General features: G+C 44.5%; 10 protein-coding genes. 6 read left to right on the top strand and 4 right to left on the bottom strand.

Translation table 11 applies throughout. The annotated features are described in order from the left end of the window. Window positions 1–76: 76 nt before the first annotated feature. Together AB4623_RS20910 and AB4623_RS20905 are read left to right on the top strand one after the other, a co-directional pair. Complete coding sequence (locus AB4623_RS20910) at window positions 77–1,627, top strand: Na+/H+ antiporter NhaC family protein (RefSeq protein ID WP_137001226.1); 1,551 nt, start codon at window positions 77–79, stop codon at window positions 1,625–1,627. Window positions 1,628–2,155: 528 nt separating this feature from the next. Then, window positions 2,156–2,749: an acetate uptake transporter gene (locus tag AB4623_RS20905; protein WP_010440610.1), complete on the top strand. Its 594-nt coding sequence runs from the start codon at window positions 2,156–2,158 to the stop codon at window positions 2,747–2,749. Window positions 2,750–2,908: 159 nt separating this feature from the next. Here the strand turns inward: AB4623_RS20905 and AB4623_RS20900 are convergent, their stop codons facing one another. The 4 genes from AB4623_RS20900 to AB4623_RS20885 all read right to left on the bottom strand — a co-directional run bounded on the left by AB4623_RS20900 (window position 2,909) and on the right by AB4623_RS20885 (window position 8,348). After that, window positions 2,909–4,456 (bottom strand): sodium:alanine symporter family protein, encoded by a 1,548-nt coding sequence (locus AB4623_RS20900; RefSeq protein WP_048669206.1) that lies wholly within the window; start codon window positions 4,454–4,456, stop codon window positions 2,909–2,911. A gap of 471 nt (window positions 4,457–4,927) precedes the next feature. Next, complete coding sequence (locus AB4623_RS20895; protein WP_372147327.1) at window positions 4,928–6,298, bottom strand: MBL fold metallo-hydrolase; 1,371 nt, start codon at window positions 6,296–6,298, stop codon at window positions 4,928–4,930. Between the two features lie 147 nt (window positions 6,299–6,445). Next, window positions 6,446–7,213 (bottom strand): 1-acylglycerol-3-phosphate O-acyltransferase, encoded by a 768-nt coding sequence (locus tag AB4623_RS20890; RefSeq protein ID WP_065584647.1) that lies wholly within the window; start codon window positions 7,211–7,213, stop codon window positions 6,446–6,448. 196 nt (window positions 7,214–7,409) lie between these two features. Further along, the gene (locus AB4623_RS20885) at window positions 7,410–8,348 is read right to left on the bottom strand and encodes a hypothetical protein (RefSeq protein ID WP_136974081.1); all 939 of its coding nucleotides are present in this window, start codon (window positions 8,346–8,348) and stop codon (window positions 7,410–7,412) included. 259 nt (window positions 8,349–8,607) lie between these two features. Here AB4623_RS20885 and AB4623_RS20880 point away from each other — a divergent pair, with 259 nt between their 5' ends. The 4 genes from AB4623_RS20880 (at window position 8,608) to AB4623_RS20865 (ending at window position 14,184) form a co-directional block, all read left to right on the top strand. After that, window positions 8,608–10,320: a class I SAM-dependent methyltransferase gene (locus tag AB4623_RS20880; protein ID WP_372110122.1), complete on the top strand. Its 1,713-nt coding sequence runs from the start codon at window positions 8,608–8,610 to the stop codon at window positions 10,318–10,320. Window positions 10,321–10,378: 58 nt separating this feature from the next. Next, complete coding sequence (locus AB4623_RS20875) at window positions 10,379–11,107, top strand: DUF429 domain-containing protein (protein WP_017062812.1); 729 nt, start codon at window positions 10,379–10,381, stop codon at window positions 11,105–11,107. An 81-nt stretch (window positions 11,108–11,188) separates the two neighbouring features. Next, the gene (locus AB4623_RS20870) at window positions 11,189–11,998 is read left to right on the top strand and encodes a M15 family metallopeptidase (protein ID WP_029235636.1); all 810 of its coding nucleotides are present in this window, start codon (window positions 11,189–11,191) and stop codon (window positions 11,996–11,998) included. 305 nt (window positions 11,999–12,303) lie between these two features. Then, window positions 12,304–14,184 (top strand): ATP-dependent zinc protease, encoded by a 1,881-nt coding sequence (locus tag AB4623_RS20865; protein ID WP_372147326.1) that lies wholly within the window; start codon window positions 12,304–12,306, stop codon window positions 14,182–14,184. Window positions 14,185–14,367 lie beyond the last annotated feature (183 nt).

Here is a 14,367-nt window from a genome sequence, read left to right as displayed (position 1 = left end):
GTACAAATGATGCTTGTGAATTTATATTCAAATTTAATTTATATTTATTCTCTTATTTTAGGGTTAAGGTGTACCTATGGAACAGACAGATATCACGTCACTCATCCCCATTGTGATTACTTTGGTGTTGTCATTGGCGACAAGGAATGTGGTGATAGGCCTTTTTGCTGGTGTGCTGAGTGGTGTTGCAATGCTGACTGGCATGTTTAGCGAACTTAACCCGCTTGATACGTTTGGTACCATGGTGAAAGGTTACCTAGTCCCTCAACTTACCGACAGCTATAACGCTGGTGTGATCATGCTGTTGGTATTCATCGGTGGCTTTGTCGCATTGATGGAAAAGTCCGGTGGTGGCGTCGCGTTTGCAAAGCGAGTGACTCAGTGGGTAAGCAATAAATGCCAAGCTCAATTGTCAGCATGGTTGGGTGGAATCGTTATATTTTTCTCAGACTTAGGCACCCCTTTAATTGTTGGCCCTGTTTTTCGTCCCCTTTTCGATAAACTGAAACTTTCTAGACAGAAGCTAGCATTCATCATTGATTCAACCTCGTCGCCCGTTGCTATTCTTATCCCTTTCATTGGGTGGGGCGTGTATATCATGAGCCTTATTCAGAAAGAGTTCACGGCGTTGAATGTCAACATGTCCGATTGGGATGCGTTCATCGGTGCGATTCCTTTTCAGTTCTACGCATTCCTCGCGATTTTCATCGTTCCGCTCGTGTCCGTTAAAGGTTTAGATTTTGGGCCAATGGCAAAAGCTGAGCGTGATTGCCAGGCGGGAATTAACTCTGGCGTGAATAACGAATCACTAAATCCGTTCTCGCATAAAAATGCAAAGGCATCTTTTGTCTGGGCACCATTGTTAGTGATGCTGGTGGTGTTGTGTGCCATGCTGGTACCACAAGGTTTCCCGTTCCAAAAGGTCGCAGGTTCATCATTTAGAGCGGCGTTATCATCGGCTTATTTCTTTGCGGCGATTACATTAATTTCGTTAATGGCTTACTACGGTGTAAGAAAGTTGTCTGATGGTGTTTCTGTGTACTTAAAAGGCATGGGAAACATGATGCCAGTCGCGATCATCTTGGTATTGGCTTGGGCATTAAGCACCGTTGGTAAAGAGTTGGGTGCAGCGGCTTATATTGCTGAGCAAGCACAGAGCGGTTTCCCTTACTGGTTAGTACCTGCGGTCGCGTTCTTGCTGTCTGCCATTATCTCATTCGCAACGGGCTCATCGTGGGGAACCTTCGCGATAATGATGCCTTTAGTTATTCCAACCGCGATTGCGATAGATGCTCCGCTTCTCGTCGCGATTGGTGCCGTGTTATCGGGTGGCTTGTTTGGTGATCACTGCTCACCGATCTCTGAAACCACGATTCTTTCTTCAACCGGGGCTGGGTGTGATCAGTTTGAACACTTTAAGACGCAGCTACCTTACGCATTGATGAACGGCTCTATTGCTCTGATTAGTTTTGTAGTCGCAGGCTTTACGGGAAGTGCATTGGTTGTATTAGGTGCTCTTGTTGCTCAGTTGATTGTCGTGACGTTGTTAGCCAAGCGCGATGCGAGTAAAAACGCTTCTTCAGACGTTCAATCTCAAGTGTCTGAATCTAAACCACAACAAGCGTAATTTAATCTGTCCAAGTAGATACGAGATTTAATGGAGTAAACAAGTAACGAAAAGCTCGCCACCTGTTGCCTACGTTTGCTATTAAGGGGGCGCTTACTCAAATCTAAAGACTCTTTTCGCATCCCCATCTCTTTTATCGTACCTAAAAAAACCTCGTCATTCCCCACAGTAAGTAACGAACGTGACAGAGGGCTCTTGTGTGCCGCAAGTGCTCATATCGAAGAGTAGATTCCAGATATCCCGTCCCTCGATTCTAGAGTGACGTAGCACCAGGCTTTGTCTCATTGCCTCAACACTTACCTCACTCGTCATTCCTTACAGTGAGGAACGAACGTGATAGGGAATCTGTTTATTGATAGTTTCGGTGAATTGAATAGGTTCATTATGAAACCTATTTTCCATAAGATCATTTACACAATCTTAGTTTTCGATAACTGGATTACCTAGTTGTACGGTTTATAGATTAAAATTTTCTGATAATTTTTATCGCTTTTTTTTAATCAACCACTTTAATAAGGTAAATTCGCAATGTCGACCAAACTAGCTAACCCAGCGCCACTAGGCTTAATGGGTTTCGGTATGACCACTATTCTTCTTAATATCCACAACGCAGGTTTCTTTCCAATCGATTCAATGATTCTTGCTATGGGTATTTTTTACGGTGGTTTGAGCCAAGTTATCGTGGGCACAATGTGTTTCAAACGTGGTGACACGTTCGGTACAACTGCGTTTACTTCTTACGGCCTATTCTGGTTGTCTTTGGTTGGTTTAATCGTGATGCCTTACATGGGTCTACCTGCAAGCCCTGCAGCATTCATGGGTTGGTACCTACTACTATGGGGCATCTTCACAGGCTTCATGTTCATCGGCTCTCTATGCTACCCAGTGGCGAAGCAAGTAGTATTCGGTTCACTAACTATTTTGTTCTTCTTGCTAGCCGCTCGTGATTTCACTGGCAGCGAACTAATCGGCACTATCGCTGGTTTTGAAGGTATTTTCTGTGGCGCTTCAGCTATCTACTTTGCAATGGCACAAGTAATCAACAACGAATACGGCCGCACAGTACTGCCTATCGGTGAGAAGAAAGCACCTCAAATGGCAACACAAGAAATCGCTGCTTAATACTCTAACTCGGGAACAGTTAGTTTGTTATAAGCCATTTATTGGTTATGAACAAAACAAAAGGGGTTAGCCGAAATGGCTAACCCCTTTTTTATGCGTTATTAATAGAGCCAGTTAAAGAGGTCTATTTGTTAAAGCGATCTATTTGCTAAGGAAAGCTTAAGCTGAAGGTTGCTCTACAGGTTTAGTGTCTGCAGCTTCTGCTTCTGGAGACTTGCCTGTTTTACGCTTGTACTTCTCTTCCCAGTAAGTTGCACCTTTAATGCCTAGTTTTACAGGGTTGAATGTGTACTCAGTTACGCCTTGTTTCTGCTGTTCTTCGTAGTCAGCTAGAGCTTTAAGCGCAGGCTTAGACATGAAGAAGATGATCAGAATACCAACGATGTTTAACCATGCCATCAAGCCAACACCAACATCACCCATTGCCCATGCAAGGTTCGCTGTTTTAACTGTGCCATAGAAAACGGCAGTGATAAGAACAAGCTTAAGTACGAACATCATGCCAGGGATCTTGATGGTACGACGTAGGTAAGCAATATTCGTTTCTGCGATGTAGTAGTAAGCAAGAATCGTTGTAAATGCGAAGAAGAACAGAGCAAATGCGATGAATGGCTTACCAATGCCTGGTAGTGCACTTTCAATAGCAAGCTGTGTAAATACAGGACCATTCGCACCAACGTTTGCTGCTAGGTTCTGAACAAGGAATACACCCTCAGCACCGCCGTGAACGTTGTAAGCACCAGTGATGATGATCATGAACGCTGTAGCTGAACATACTAGAAGTGTATCGATGTAGATAGAGAACGCTTGTACTAAACCTTGCTGAGCTGGGTGATCAACACTTGCAGCAGCTGCCGCGTGAGGACCAGTACCTTGACCTGCTTCGTTTGAGTAAACACCACGCTTAACACCCCAACCAATTGCAGCACCGAAGCCTGCCATAGGTGTGAATGCATCACCAACAATCATTGCGAAAACAGTTGGCACTTGGCTGATGTTTAGCAGAATGATAACGAACGCGATGATGATGTAAGCCAATGCCATGAAAGGAACAACGATCTGTGTGAAGTTCGCAATACGTTTAACACCACCAAAGATGATGAAAGCAAGGATGATAGCAACAACAGTACCGGTGAAAATTTTAGCGAAACTGAATGTACCGACAGCTGTTTCAATCATGTCACCTGAACCAAATGCAGCTTCTACAGCATTACCAATACTGTTTGACTGAACACCTGGAAGCAAAATACCACATGCAAAAATAGTCGCGATTGCGAAGATCCATGCGTACCACTTCTGACCCATTGCTTTTTCAATGTAGTAAGCCGGACCACCACGGAACTGGCCTTCGTCTTCTTCTTTGTAGATTTGCGCTAGCGTAGATTCTGCATAAGCAGTCGCGGCGCCAAAGAAGGCTACAACCCACATCCAGAATACTGCACCTGGGCCACCGAAACCGATAGCGGCAGCAACACCAGCAATGTTACCTGTACCTACACGGCCAGATAGCGAAACGGCTAGAGCTTGGAAAGACGAGATGCCTTTTGATGAGCTTTTACCCGATAGTAGCAAGCGCCACATTTCAAAGAAGTGACGGATTTGAACAAATCGAGTCATGATGGAGTAGAACAAACCTGCACCTAAACATAGGTAGATAAGTACTGGACTCCAGATTATTCCATTCAAAAAATCAACGAATGACTGCATGAGTATTTTCCCTGTTAGTTTTGCTTATGATTGTTTTTCGAACAACACAATACTTCACTTGTAACCCGAGTGTTAAATTATTTAACTGCCTATTAGGATTACTGTGACATAAAGCATGTTACAGGGGGGTGTTTGTTAACGCTTAGTGCTAATTTGATAATCGTTCCATTAAAATTGATATGCAATTAGTTGTTTTTAGTGTCGGTTTGTAAAGTGAATAAATAGTGATTAATACAAATTTTCGAAACTCACAATATGTGTCAGAAGGGAAAATAGAAGAAAAATGAGAGGAAACGTTGTTCAGTACTAATGACTGTTAACACATTACGACGGTAAAGACGCAAGAATATATCACCGATATAGTGAAATTAGGCAGGTTTAAGGGGAGGTATTATTTAAAATGTCAGTAGTGATTTTTAGAACTTTCCGTAAGGATTACCGCAATCAGAAATCGTGAATCAATCGCCTGTTTTAAACGACTTTAAATCCTTTTCCAACCAAAGCTTGAGCGAATTCAGACTGAGTATTTGGCTCGCCATGAATCAAATGCACCTCTTTCGGTGGCGTCGCGATGCCTTCTATAAATTGGTAGAGGTCCCCTTTATCAGCATGGGCAGAATAGCCAGACATGCCATGAATTTGAGCATTAACCTCAACGTCTTTGTTATCAATATAAACCTGCATTTCCCCTTGTTGCAGCTCTCGTCCGAGCGTTCCGTGCGCTTGATAGCCAGCTAAAATTACATCGGTTCGTTTATCGGGAAGCAAGGCGGATAAGTAGTTCATTATCCTGCCGCCCTGACACATCCCAGAAGCTGCGACCACAATCGCGGGTTCACCTGTCGACTTTAGGCGATTCACGATTTTCTTGTGCATTCTATGCCCATCAACGGTAATGCACTGTTCAAAAGCGAGTGGGTGACGTTTCAGTTCAAGACGCTGCTTTGCTTCTTGTCCCCACAACTCTTTAAAGCGTCGGTATGAACGCGTCACTTTCTGAGTCATCGGAGAATCGAGAATAATAGGAATATCGCTACTGAGTTGATGCTTAAAGATCAGGTGTTCGATATCAAACAGCAATTCCTGAGTTCTGCCGATACTAAAAGCTGGGATTAGAATAACGCCACCATCGAGCAGTGAACGATCAATAATGGCCTTGAGACGCTCAGATCGCGTAGCAATATCATCATGTGTACTGGTGCCATAAGTGGATTCGATAAACAGATAGTCGGCTTGTCGTGGTGGCTTAGGATCGGGCAGTAGTGGTGTGTTACTTGGGCCTAAATCGCCAGAAAAGACCACCACCTCTTGGTTGGGTAACTTAATCTCGATATAGGCAGAACCTAAGATGTGCCCCGCAGGTTGAAAGCGAGCATACAGAGTATTTGGCCTATCATGATCCTTTCCGTTGTTTTGCTGTTTAGACGTGATTGGAAACCATTCCCCGTAAGGCTTGGGAGCAATTAACGAATGAATCTTTTTGAGTATCAGCTTCGACTGTTTATTGCTGAGTCCTTGCAGCTTTAAGCCATCCTCAATCATTAAAGGGGCAAGTTCAGCGGTGGCTTGCGTGCAATAAATCGGTTGGTTAAACCCACTGGCGAGTAACCAAGGTAATCGGCCAATATGATCAATGTGAGTATGGGTCAGCAGCAGAGCGTTGAGGTGGGATGTTTCAAATTCAATATCAAGAGGGCGAGTGTCCGCACCTTGAAGCTTTTTACCTTGAAGATCTAAACCTTGAAAAAGGCCACAATCGATGAGCACCGCTTGGCCTGAATCTCTTAGCTCGTGACAAGATCCTGTGACAGTATGTTTGCCACCATGGTGAATCACTTCCATCGTTTGCTCCCATTGCTCTATAAAGCCGTTAACGCCTGTTTTTATTTTGCGGATAAGCGCCAGCAAGTAAAACAAGAACAATGAGAGTTGCGATCGTTGAGTGTCTTTTTAAGTAACTGAGCGATGACTCAGTGGTTTCGTTGCGAGTTAGTTCGTAGAAGAACGATCTGAATCCAACTCTGTTTTTTGCTGCGCCTCTAAACGAGCCACTTCGGCATCAAGCTCTGCTATTTTCTCTGCCATGAGTGCGTGACAGCGATTGGCCAACTCTCTCGCATCGCTAAGCTTGTATCCGGATACATCGATAGGTTCCAACATCTCGGTGATCACAATGCCATTATTGGCACGATTAAAGTCGATCTTATTGTGCGTGGTGCTAGTACACATCGGGGTGATAGGCACACCAGCTTCAATTGCCATTCGGAAAGCGCCTGTTTTGAACGGCAGTAGTCCACGCCCTTTACTACGGGTTCCTTCCGGGTAAACCCAAACAGACAGATCTCTCTGATGAATCGCTTCCGCCACTTGCTTGATGGTATCGCGTGCTTTGGATTTGTCTTCGCGGTTAATCATGATGTTACCGGTGATCCAATACAGCAGGCCAAAGAAAGGCACGTACAACAAATCGCGTTTGCCCAATGAAACAGTGCGTGGTCTTAGCATTCCTGGATCGGTCACAAAATCCAATATGCTTTGGTGGTTAGAGATGTAGACGCTGTTTTCTGGTGTCGGGGCATTGTCTAGGCCGCGTTGCACCAGTTTTACACCGATGATCTTTTGGAGTTGGTTGAACCAACGACAGAAAACGTACACATGCTTGGGGTTCTTGGGGCTAAACAAGCAGTAAACAAAAGCACATAGAGTGGTGAAAATAATAAACACCGTAGCCAAAATAATACGAAGAACAGCAAGCACAATTCACTCCTTACTCACCGCAGATGGCAGTGATTAAATAGTTTTAGATGCTTGAAGTTTTCACTCTATTTAACCGAATTGCAACAATTAACTGTTATAGGGTTCTGTTTTTAGATCTTTATATAAAACAAGGACTAACAATGGGTGTTTGACACGATTATCGAGCTTACACGTGTTCACCAGTAGCGAGGCATGTTCACCAATACTGTTTATTTGGATCCAACTCTTCTACCCATTCAGGATCTTGACGCGACTCTAAATAGAGTTGTAGGCCGTTATAGGACATGAAAGCTGCAGGGCCGCCGAGGTGCTCGAAATAGTCAAAATACTCATCTTCGAGAGCACAAAGGTGGGCTAAATCTTTAACCTTGTTAGCCAGCGCCCACTGAATGGCAAATACAGGCGCTATTGAGCCTGAAATATTCACCTCTTCGACGTTTGGGTTAAACATTGAATTAGCTTGCTCAAGCAGTATCTCTTCTTGTTCAGACTCTTGTTGTAGTACCTCTTCGACGATCTCCGAGCGCTTGGTATTAGAGACATTCTTGTTCAGCTTGGTGATTCGCAGTGCGTAGCTAAACCTTTCTGATGAAACGATGTCGACAAGCTGCGACAACAGCTCTTTGTCTACGCCTGCTGCCTTGGTGAAATAGTCGATACATGAATTGATTGAGGCATAACGAGTACCGTCAAACTCAAAGCCACTGGTTTCGTCGTATACCTCAAGTGGGATGTCATCAACCGACAAAGGCCAGCCTTTATAATCGACGCGTTGCTTGGCGATTTGATACATCTTCCAAGCGCTGCGCCCAAACCCACCGAGCGTCGAACCCGAGAAATCAGAATCAATAAGCTCTTGCTCCGTCCAGTTCTCACCGATGCCAAGGTGCTTAGCGTACTTGTCTATCAGAGTGTGTTTTATCTGATCGCGCACAGACCAAATTGAGGTCAGATTCTTTGAATAGTTAATTCTCGCACACTCATTACAAGCCGGCAGTGCTATCGGTGAATGGCCAATCTTGGCAACTGCCTGCGCTGTCTTAGGAAATTCAACAAGGTTACTGGAAGGCTCACCACAAAACCAACAGGTGTGGCGCAGGTTGAACGGGGTATCTATGTGCGAGTATGTGTTCATTAGTTTTCTATCGGTTTGGTGCTTGAGGCGAGTTAATCATCTTCAAACAATTATCTCTGTTCGCACGTCAGCTTGCACCTTGTTTGTTTTTGTTTTGCTGACGAGACTGATTCGCCTGATGCACTCATTAGGTGGATATTGATATAAAACAGTCACTAACGATAAATATTGCTCGGTGTGGCTGAACTTGCATGAGCTGCTAGCAATCGCCTAAGCTCCCCATTACTATTGAGATAGACTCCTTACTCCAATAGCGCATATGTCCTCATCGATTCCTTTTTACGATAAAAATGCTCACACACTTTGCCAGCAGTACAACTCAGTGACGTTCGAGACGGTGCATAAAAGCTGGCAAGCTTATTGGCCTTTAGAGGGCGATAAAGTATTAGATGTCGGTGCTGGGAGCGGTCGTGATGTGCTATGGATGCACAAAGCCGGAGCTGATGTTATTGCGATAGAACCAAGTGCTTCATTACGCGAACAAGGCTCGAAATATACAGGCCCAAGTGTTACCTGGATTGATGATTCACTTCCCTCGCTTAGCCGCACTGAAAACCTCGGAATGCGTTTTGACTTGATATTGGTCAGTGCTGTGTGGATGCACCTTGCACCGTCATATCGAGAGCGAGCATTCAGAAAGTTATCTAACTTACTCGCTCCAAATGGCAAATTGGTGATTACCCTACGTCACGGAGAGTTTCATGACGACCGAGAGGGTTATGAGGTCTCGGTTGAAGAGCTTGAGCGTTTGTCGAAGAACAGTGCTTTGTTGGTGCGTCATGTTGATAACAGCCAAGACACCTTGAAGCGCTGTGAGGTTTGGTGGCAAACCGTGGTGATGACCTTGCCAGATGATGGCTCCGGTGATTTGAACAAGGTGCGCCACATTATTGTGAATGACAACAAGTCGGCCACATACAAGTTGGCTTTGTTGAGAACATTACTGCGAATTGCTGATGCGCATTCAGGCGCTGTGATTGATCGAACTGATGGAAAAATTTCTCTACCAGTGGGCTTGGTTGCTCTGTATTGGGTTAGGCAGTTTAAGCGACTGATTGATATCGACATAGAAGGCGCAGGGATTCAGCAAAATAGCAACACAACGAAGGGACTTGGGTTTGTAAAAGAGGATGGGTGGAATAAACTCAAACACTTAAGTGCTGATGATCTAGCGATAGGCGCTATGTTTCTCGGCGATGAAGCTAAGGCTCTACAAAAGCTATTTTCACAAACGATCAGCACCATTAAATCAGGACCTGTGACTTTCATTTATCAAGGCTCGAAAGACAACCGACTATTCGATATATACCCACCTCACAAACGACGGAAGAGCCGAGAATCACTGGTCATTGATAGTGAGTTCTTAGAAAGTTTTGGTTATTTCACTCTCGATGAAAGCCTGTGGGAGTGCTTTAGAATCTACCACTCTTGGATTGAACCACTGGTGGTGAATCAATGGGTCATGGAGATGCAGCGTTTCGAGTTGAACCGACAGCGAAGCATTTCACTACAGACTTATCACGACTGCTTGGTATGGATCGATCAAAACCATGATACTCGCGATGTGCGTAAACGTGTCGAGCAACTTAGATCTGATCGTGCCGACATTGTCAGCGTGTGGAGTGGAAAATCATTAAAAAATGAGTATCACGTTGATCACTGTTTGCCTTTCGCTTACTGGCCAAACAACGATAAGTGGAACCTCTTTCCTACTACAAGCAAAGAGAACTTAAGTAAAAGTGATAAAGTTCCTACGGCTGAAAAGCTGCGCTCGTCTAAGTCGAGGATTCTAGAGTGGTGGCAACTCGCTTGGAACGATTCGGCTCATTTTGAACAACAATTCTTTTCAGAAGCCGCGCTTTCGTTACCTAACATCCCTGCGCAGTGTCGAGACTTTGAAGAGGTGTTCGATGCAATGGGCTTGCAGGTACGTGGTGTAAAAAGCAGACTTCTGATTAGTGAGTGGCACTGATCATTAAGTGGGCTAGTTATCCCAAATAACCCTCAACAAACTAATCATCGAGAACATAATGAAATACATCGGAATTGATGGCTGCAAGTCGGGTTGGATCGCTTGGATTGTCTCTGACAATGAGATACCTGCGTTTAAAGTGGTAAACACCCTCGATGAGCTAGCGAGTGATCTTATCGGTTCAACGGCGCTTATCGATATGCCTATTGGTTTTAGTGATGCACAAACTCCAGATCGCTTGTGTGACAAAGCAGCAAGGCGTTTTCTAACCAGCAAACGTGGTTCTTCGGTGTTTCCGGTTCCGTGTCGTGAGGCGGTTTACCAAACCGATTACATTGCGGCGTGCAGTGCCAATGTGGAGCAGCTTGATAAGAAGTTTTCTAAACAGACTTGGGGAATTGTGCCCAAGATTCGCGAGCTTGATGAGCTCATTGAAACTCATCCCAATCTTTCTATCAGGGAATCACATCCTGAAGTGGTGTTTGCAGCATTGAAAGACGAACCGCTGACGTTTTCAAAACGAACGCAAGAAGGCAAAGAGGAACGGCTTTCTATTATTCAGCAGCTATCCCCTCAATGGTGTGACCGCTTGTCGTTGGCCATTTCAAATACCAAACGTAAAGACGCCGCGATAGACGATATTTACGATGCGTTCGTACTTATGTTAGTTGCCTATTACGCTCCGCAATTATCGACCTTACCTGAACTTTCTGATGTTGGTGGAGAAGCTGACAAGGATCAGAACGGACGAGTTAGAGAGATTGTTTACTGGAACAAAACACGCTAACAAAGCGTGCGCTCAACTTGGCTTAATATGCTATTTTCCAACTTCTGCTACTTTTCACTCTTACTATTTTGAGTTTTTGATATGAAACGTTTTATTGTCGGCTGTCTGGCCACTGTGCTCAGTGCAGTGAGTTATGCCCAAGTCGCTCCTATATCTCAATGGCAATGCGACATGATGAAAAAGAACAATGTCTTGAGTAGTGGTGCGCCCGTTGGTTGTGAGCGACTATCCAAAGTGGATTTCGATTTCATTAGTTTCAAAGGGGAAACGCAACAGGGCAATATGATCGTGCTTGATGTTATTGCGCCTGCTGTTGAACAAATCTTTTCAGAGCTCAAACAGCGCAATTTTCCTCTTCATTCCGCTCGCCTAATGCGTGAATTCAGAGGTGATGATAGCGCCTCAATGGATGCGAACAACAGCAGCGCCTTTAACGCTCGTCCTATTACAGGCGGAGGAGGTTGGTCGAAACATGCCTATGGTGTGGCAATCGACATCAACCCAGTTCAAAACCCTTTCTTAGAGTTTGATAGCAACGGAAGAATCACGGTAAAGCCTTCACAATCTGCGACTCGTTATGTGAACCGTACTCGTTTTCGTGCTCGTGATGAAATTGAACGCCGCGGCATGGCTGAAGATGTGGTGGAGCTGTTTGCCCATCACGGATTTATGATCTGGGGAGGGGATTGGAATAGCCCAATCGATACTCAGCATTTTGAGGTTGGATCAAGAAAGTTCGTTAACCAACTGCTCTCTAAACCACAACCTGAAGCCGAGGTGTTATTTGAGCGCTACGTCAAATCTTATCGACAGTGCTATCTCAAAAATAAAGGTGAGGACGCAGAAAAAGCTCGAGCTATCTGTGCAAAGAAAACAGTCGGGACTTTTTAGTGCTATGTTTATCTAGAACCGTTTGTGTTTTAGCAAGTTAAACTCGCTTCAGGTGTGTTTTGAATAGCTAAGGTCAGCGCTCGTCGTTGGCCTTTTTTGTATTCATTTCTTCAATAGAACACCGAGCATTGAAAAGGTTATTGGGTATCCATTAGTCAATAATCGATAAGCGAATGCAGCGCAAAGTCATCGGTTTGTCATTTAAAAACTCATAGCGTTAACGTTATGTGAGAACCATTGCTGGTGGGGGAACTCTTCGCGCAAACGCCAGTATTATTAGTGAACTGATCACAACGGACCAACTAATGAAAAAGATACCTTTGGCTCTAACTCTTTTAAGCACTCTACTTTTTTCACAATACACTTTGGCTACTGACACTTCACCTACCACTCAAAATCCCACTTACGAACTCGATGGTAAGTCGGTATTAGGTCGCACTGAGAACGTGTACCTATCTAGCGTTCAAGGGCTAAAAGACGTTCCTTTCATTGGTAAAATTGATACCGGTGCGGAAACCACTTCTATGCATGCTGAAGACATTCATGTGAAGAGCTCTAATCCCGATTACCAAAATCTCAAAGACCAAGAGTTGATGGCGGCGTTAACCGAAGACCTGTTGAACAATTCCGATGTTGATTACGATGATTGGGATGGCAGTACCTTAGCGAAATATGAGGCTGTGGTGTCTTTTAAGGTCCAAAACCCACGCACGGGAGACATGGTATTAATCGAAGCGCCTTTAGAGCGTGTCAGCATGATACGCAGCCGCACCAGCAGCACGCCTTTACTTCGTCCTACCGTAAAAATGTCGCTTACCATTGCAGACCAAGAGCTAAAAACAGACGTTAACCTGACCGACAGAAGCCACTTCTCTGCGCCAGTATTGATCGGAAAAACCTTCCTTGCGGACAACGCTCTGGTGTTTGCAGGTTACGACTACTTGCAAGAGCAAGAAAACGCAACGGTGGTAGGCCGTAAAGAGGTGGTTTCTATCTCGGGAATGGCGATAAATGCGACTTTCTCTTTAAAGAACCGCTACAGCATTTTGCATGCAAAAGACATCGACATAGACAAAAAGAACAAAGAAGTGACGTTTGATATGTTCGACAACGGCGGCAAGCAAAAAGAGATGACATTGCCGTTGGTTCGTATGTTAAGCGTGAGCGGTAAGAAGAGACCTTTGGTGTATGTGCCTGTTCAACTCGATGAAAACACCACAAAAGACGTTCTGGTGTACCTACGTGAGCGCTCGAGTAGTGAGTCGCAGTTGAGATTTGGAACCAACACCGCCAGCGAGCTCTTCATGATAGACACCAGTGCTGAGAATATTTTATCAGAAGGTTCAGAGAACTTTAGTGATGTGGCTGAGTCTGGTGAGCCTATGATTATCTCGCCGGAAGAGGACATCACCCTAGATGACTTCCCGCTTAAGGCTGTGGCTTCTTTCACTGTCAATACACCTTTGCTGAAGGTCGACAGTTTTGAAATGACAGGTAAAGGCAAAGATGCTTCCGTTGAATTTTATCTTACGGATGTAAATGGTGAGAAGCAGAAGGTGACCAAGCCAATTATTAAGAAGCTTAAAGTCGGGGATGATACTCGCCCTGTTGTAAGTGGTGAGTTTGCGGTGTCTGGAAAAGTGCGTACGCAAGAGTTCGCCATCGACGTGCTCAATACAAATGAGAAAGAAGCGTACTTTATTTTAGGCAAGAAGATGGCAAAAGAGGGCGTTTACGTTAATACGCGTTCTGATTACCTTCTGAAAGCCGAACCACTGTTTAAAGTTGGGCATATTGAAGTAGTAGAAGTGAACGGCATGAAGTTCCCGGCCAAGCTCGACACTGGTGCGGATGTAAGCTCAATGAACGCAGTCAACATCAAACGATTTAAGAAAGATGGCCAAGACATGGTGAGCTTTACCTATCAAAACAACCAAGGCGATAAGCAAGATTTCACCAAGCCAGTGATTGATGTAATGCGCATTAAAGCCAAGAAAGGCGAGAAGGTGAACATTCGCCCTGTGGTAGAAATGAAGGTTAAGCTCGGAGACCTAGAGAAAGAGGTGAGGGTAAACCTTCAAGACCGTTCTCGCTTCGAATACAGCATGATCCTAGGTAAGAACTTCTTGAAGCACGGCGCAGTAGTGAGCAGCGATGAAGATTACTTGTTAGGTGATATGGAGTAACCCCTAAACTTATCTAAGTTCGTAGCAGAACAGATCTAAACAGCCACACATTTCATTAATGGGATGTGTGGCTTTTTGTTGAGTGTCTGGTTTTACTATTGATGTGCTAATGGTAACTCATTGTTAATAATGTGATTTTTCATATTATGGCAAGTAAAATAAAGATAAAAAAAGGGCCAACTC

The sequence above is a fragment of the Vibrio sp. 10N.222.52.C12 genome (assembly GCF_041474215.1).
Lineage (GTDB): Bacteria > Pseudomonadota > Gammaproteobacteria > Enterobacterales > Vibrionaceae > Vibrio > Vibrio crassostreae_C.
The sequence above is the reverse complement of the archived record's forward strand: the minus strand, read 5'-3'. Positions and strand labels throughout refer to the sequence as shown.

Bases quoted from the DNA above. Each gene is read 5' to 3' on its own strand.
- AB4623_RS20910 (WP_137001226.1), top strand. From the start codon at position 77: ATGGAACAGACAGATATCACGTCACTCATCCCCATTGTGATTACTTTG.
- AB4623_RS20905 (WP_010440610.1), top strand. From the start codon at position 2,156: ATGTCGACCAAACTAGCTAACCCAGCGCCACTAGGCTTAATGGGTTTC.
- AB4623_RS20900 (WP_048669206.1), bottom strand. From the start codon at position 4,456: ATGCAGTCATTCGTTGATTTTTTGAATGGAATAATCTGGAGTCCAGTA.
- AB4623_RS20895 (WP_372147327.1), bottom strand. From the start codon at position 6,298: ATGGAAGTGATTCACCATGGTGGCAAACATACTGTCACAGGATCTTGT.
- AB4623_RS20885 (WP_136974081.1), bottom strand. From the start codon at position 8,348: ATGAACACATACTCGCACATAGATACCCCGTTCAACCTGCGCCACACC.
- AB4623_RS20880 (WP_372110122.1), top strand. From the start codon at position 8,608: ATGTCCTCATCGATTCCTTTTTACGATAAAAATGCTCACACACTTTGC.
- AB4623_RS20875 (WP_017062812.1), top strand. From the start codon at position 10,379: ATGAAATACATCGGAATTGATGGCTGCAAGTCGGGTTGGATCGCTTGG.
- AB4623_RS20870 (WP_029235636.1), top strand. From the start codon at position 11,189: ATGAAACGTTTTATTGTCGGCTGTCTGGCCACTGTGCTCAGTGCAGTG.
- AB4623_RS20865 (WP_372147326.1), top strand. From the start codon at position 12,304: ATGAAAAAGATACCTTTGGCTCTAACTCTTTTAAGCACTCTACTTTTT.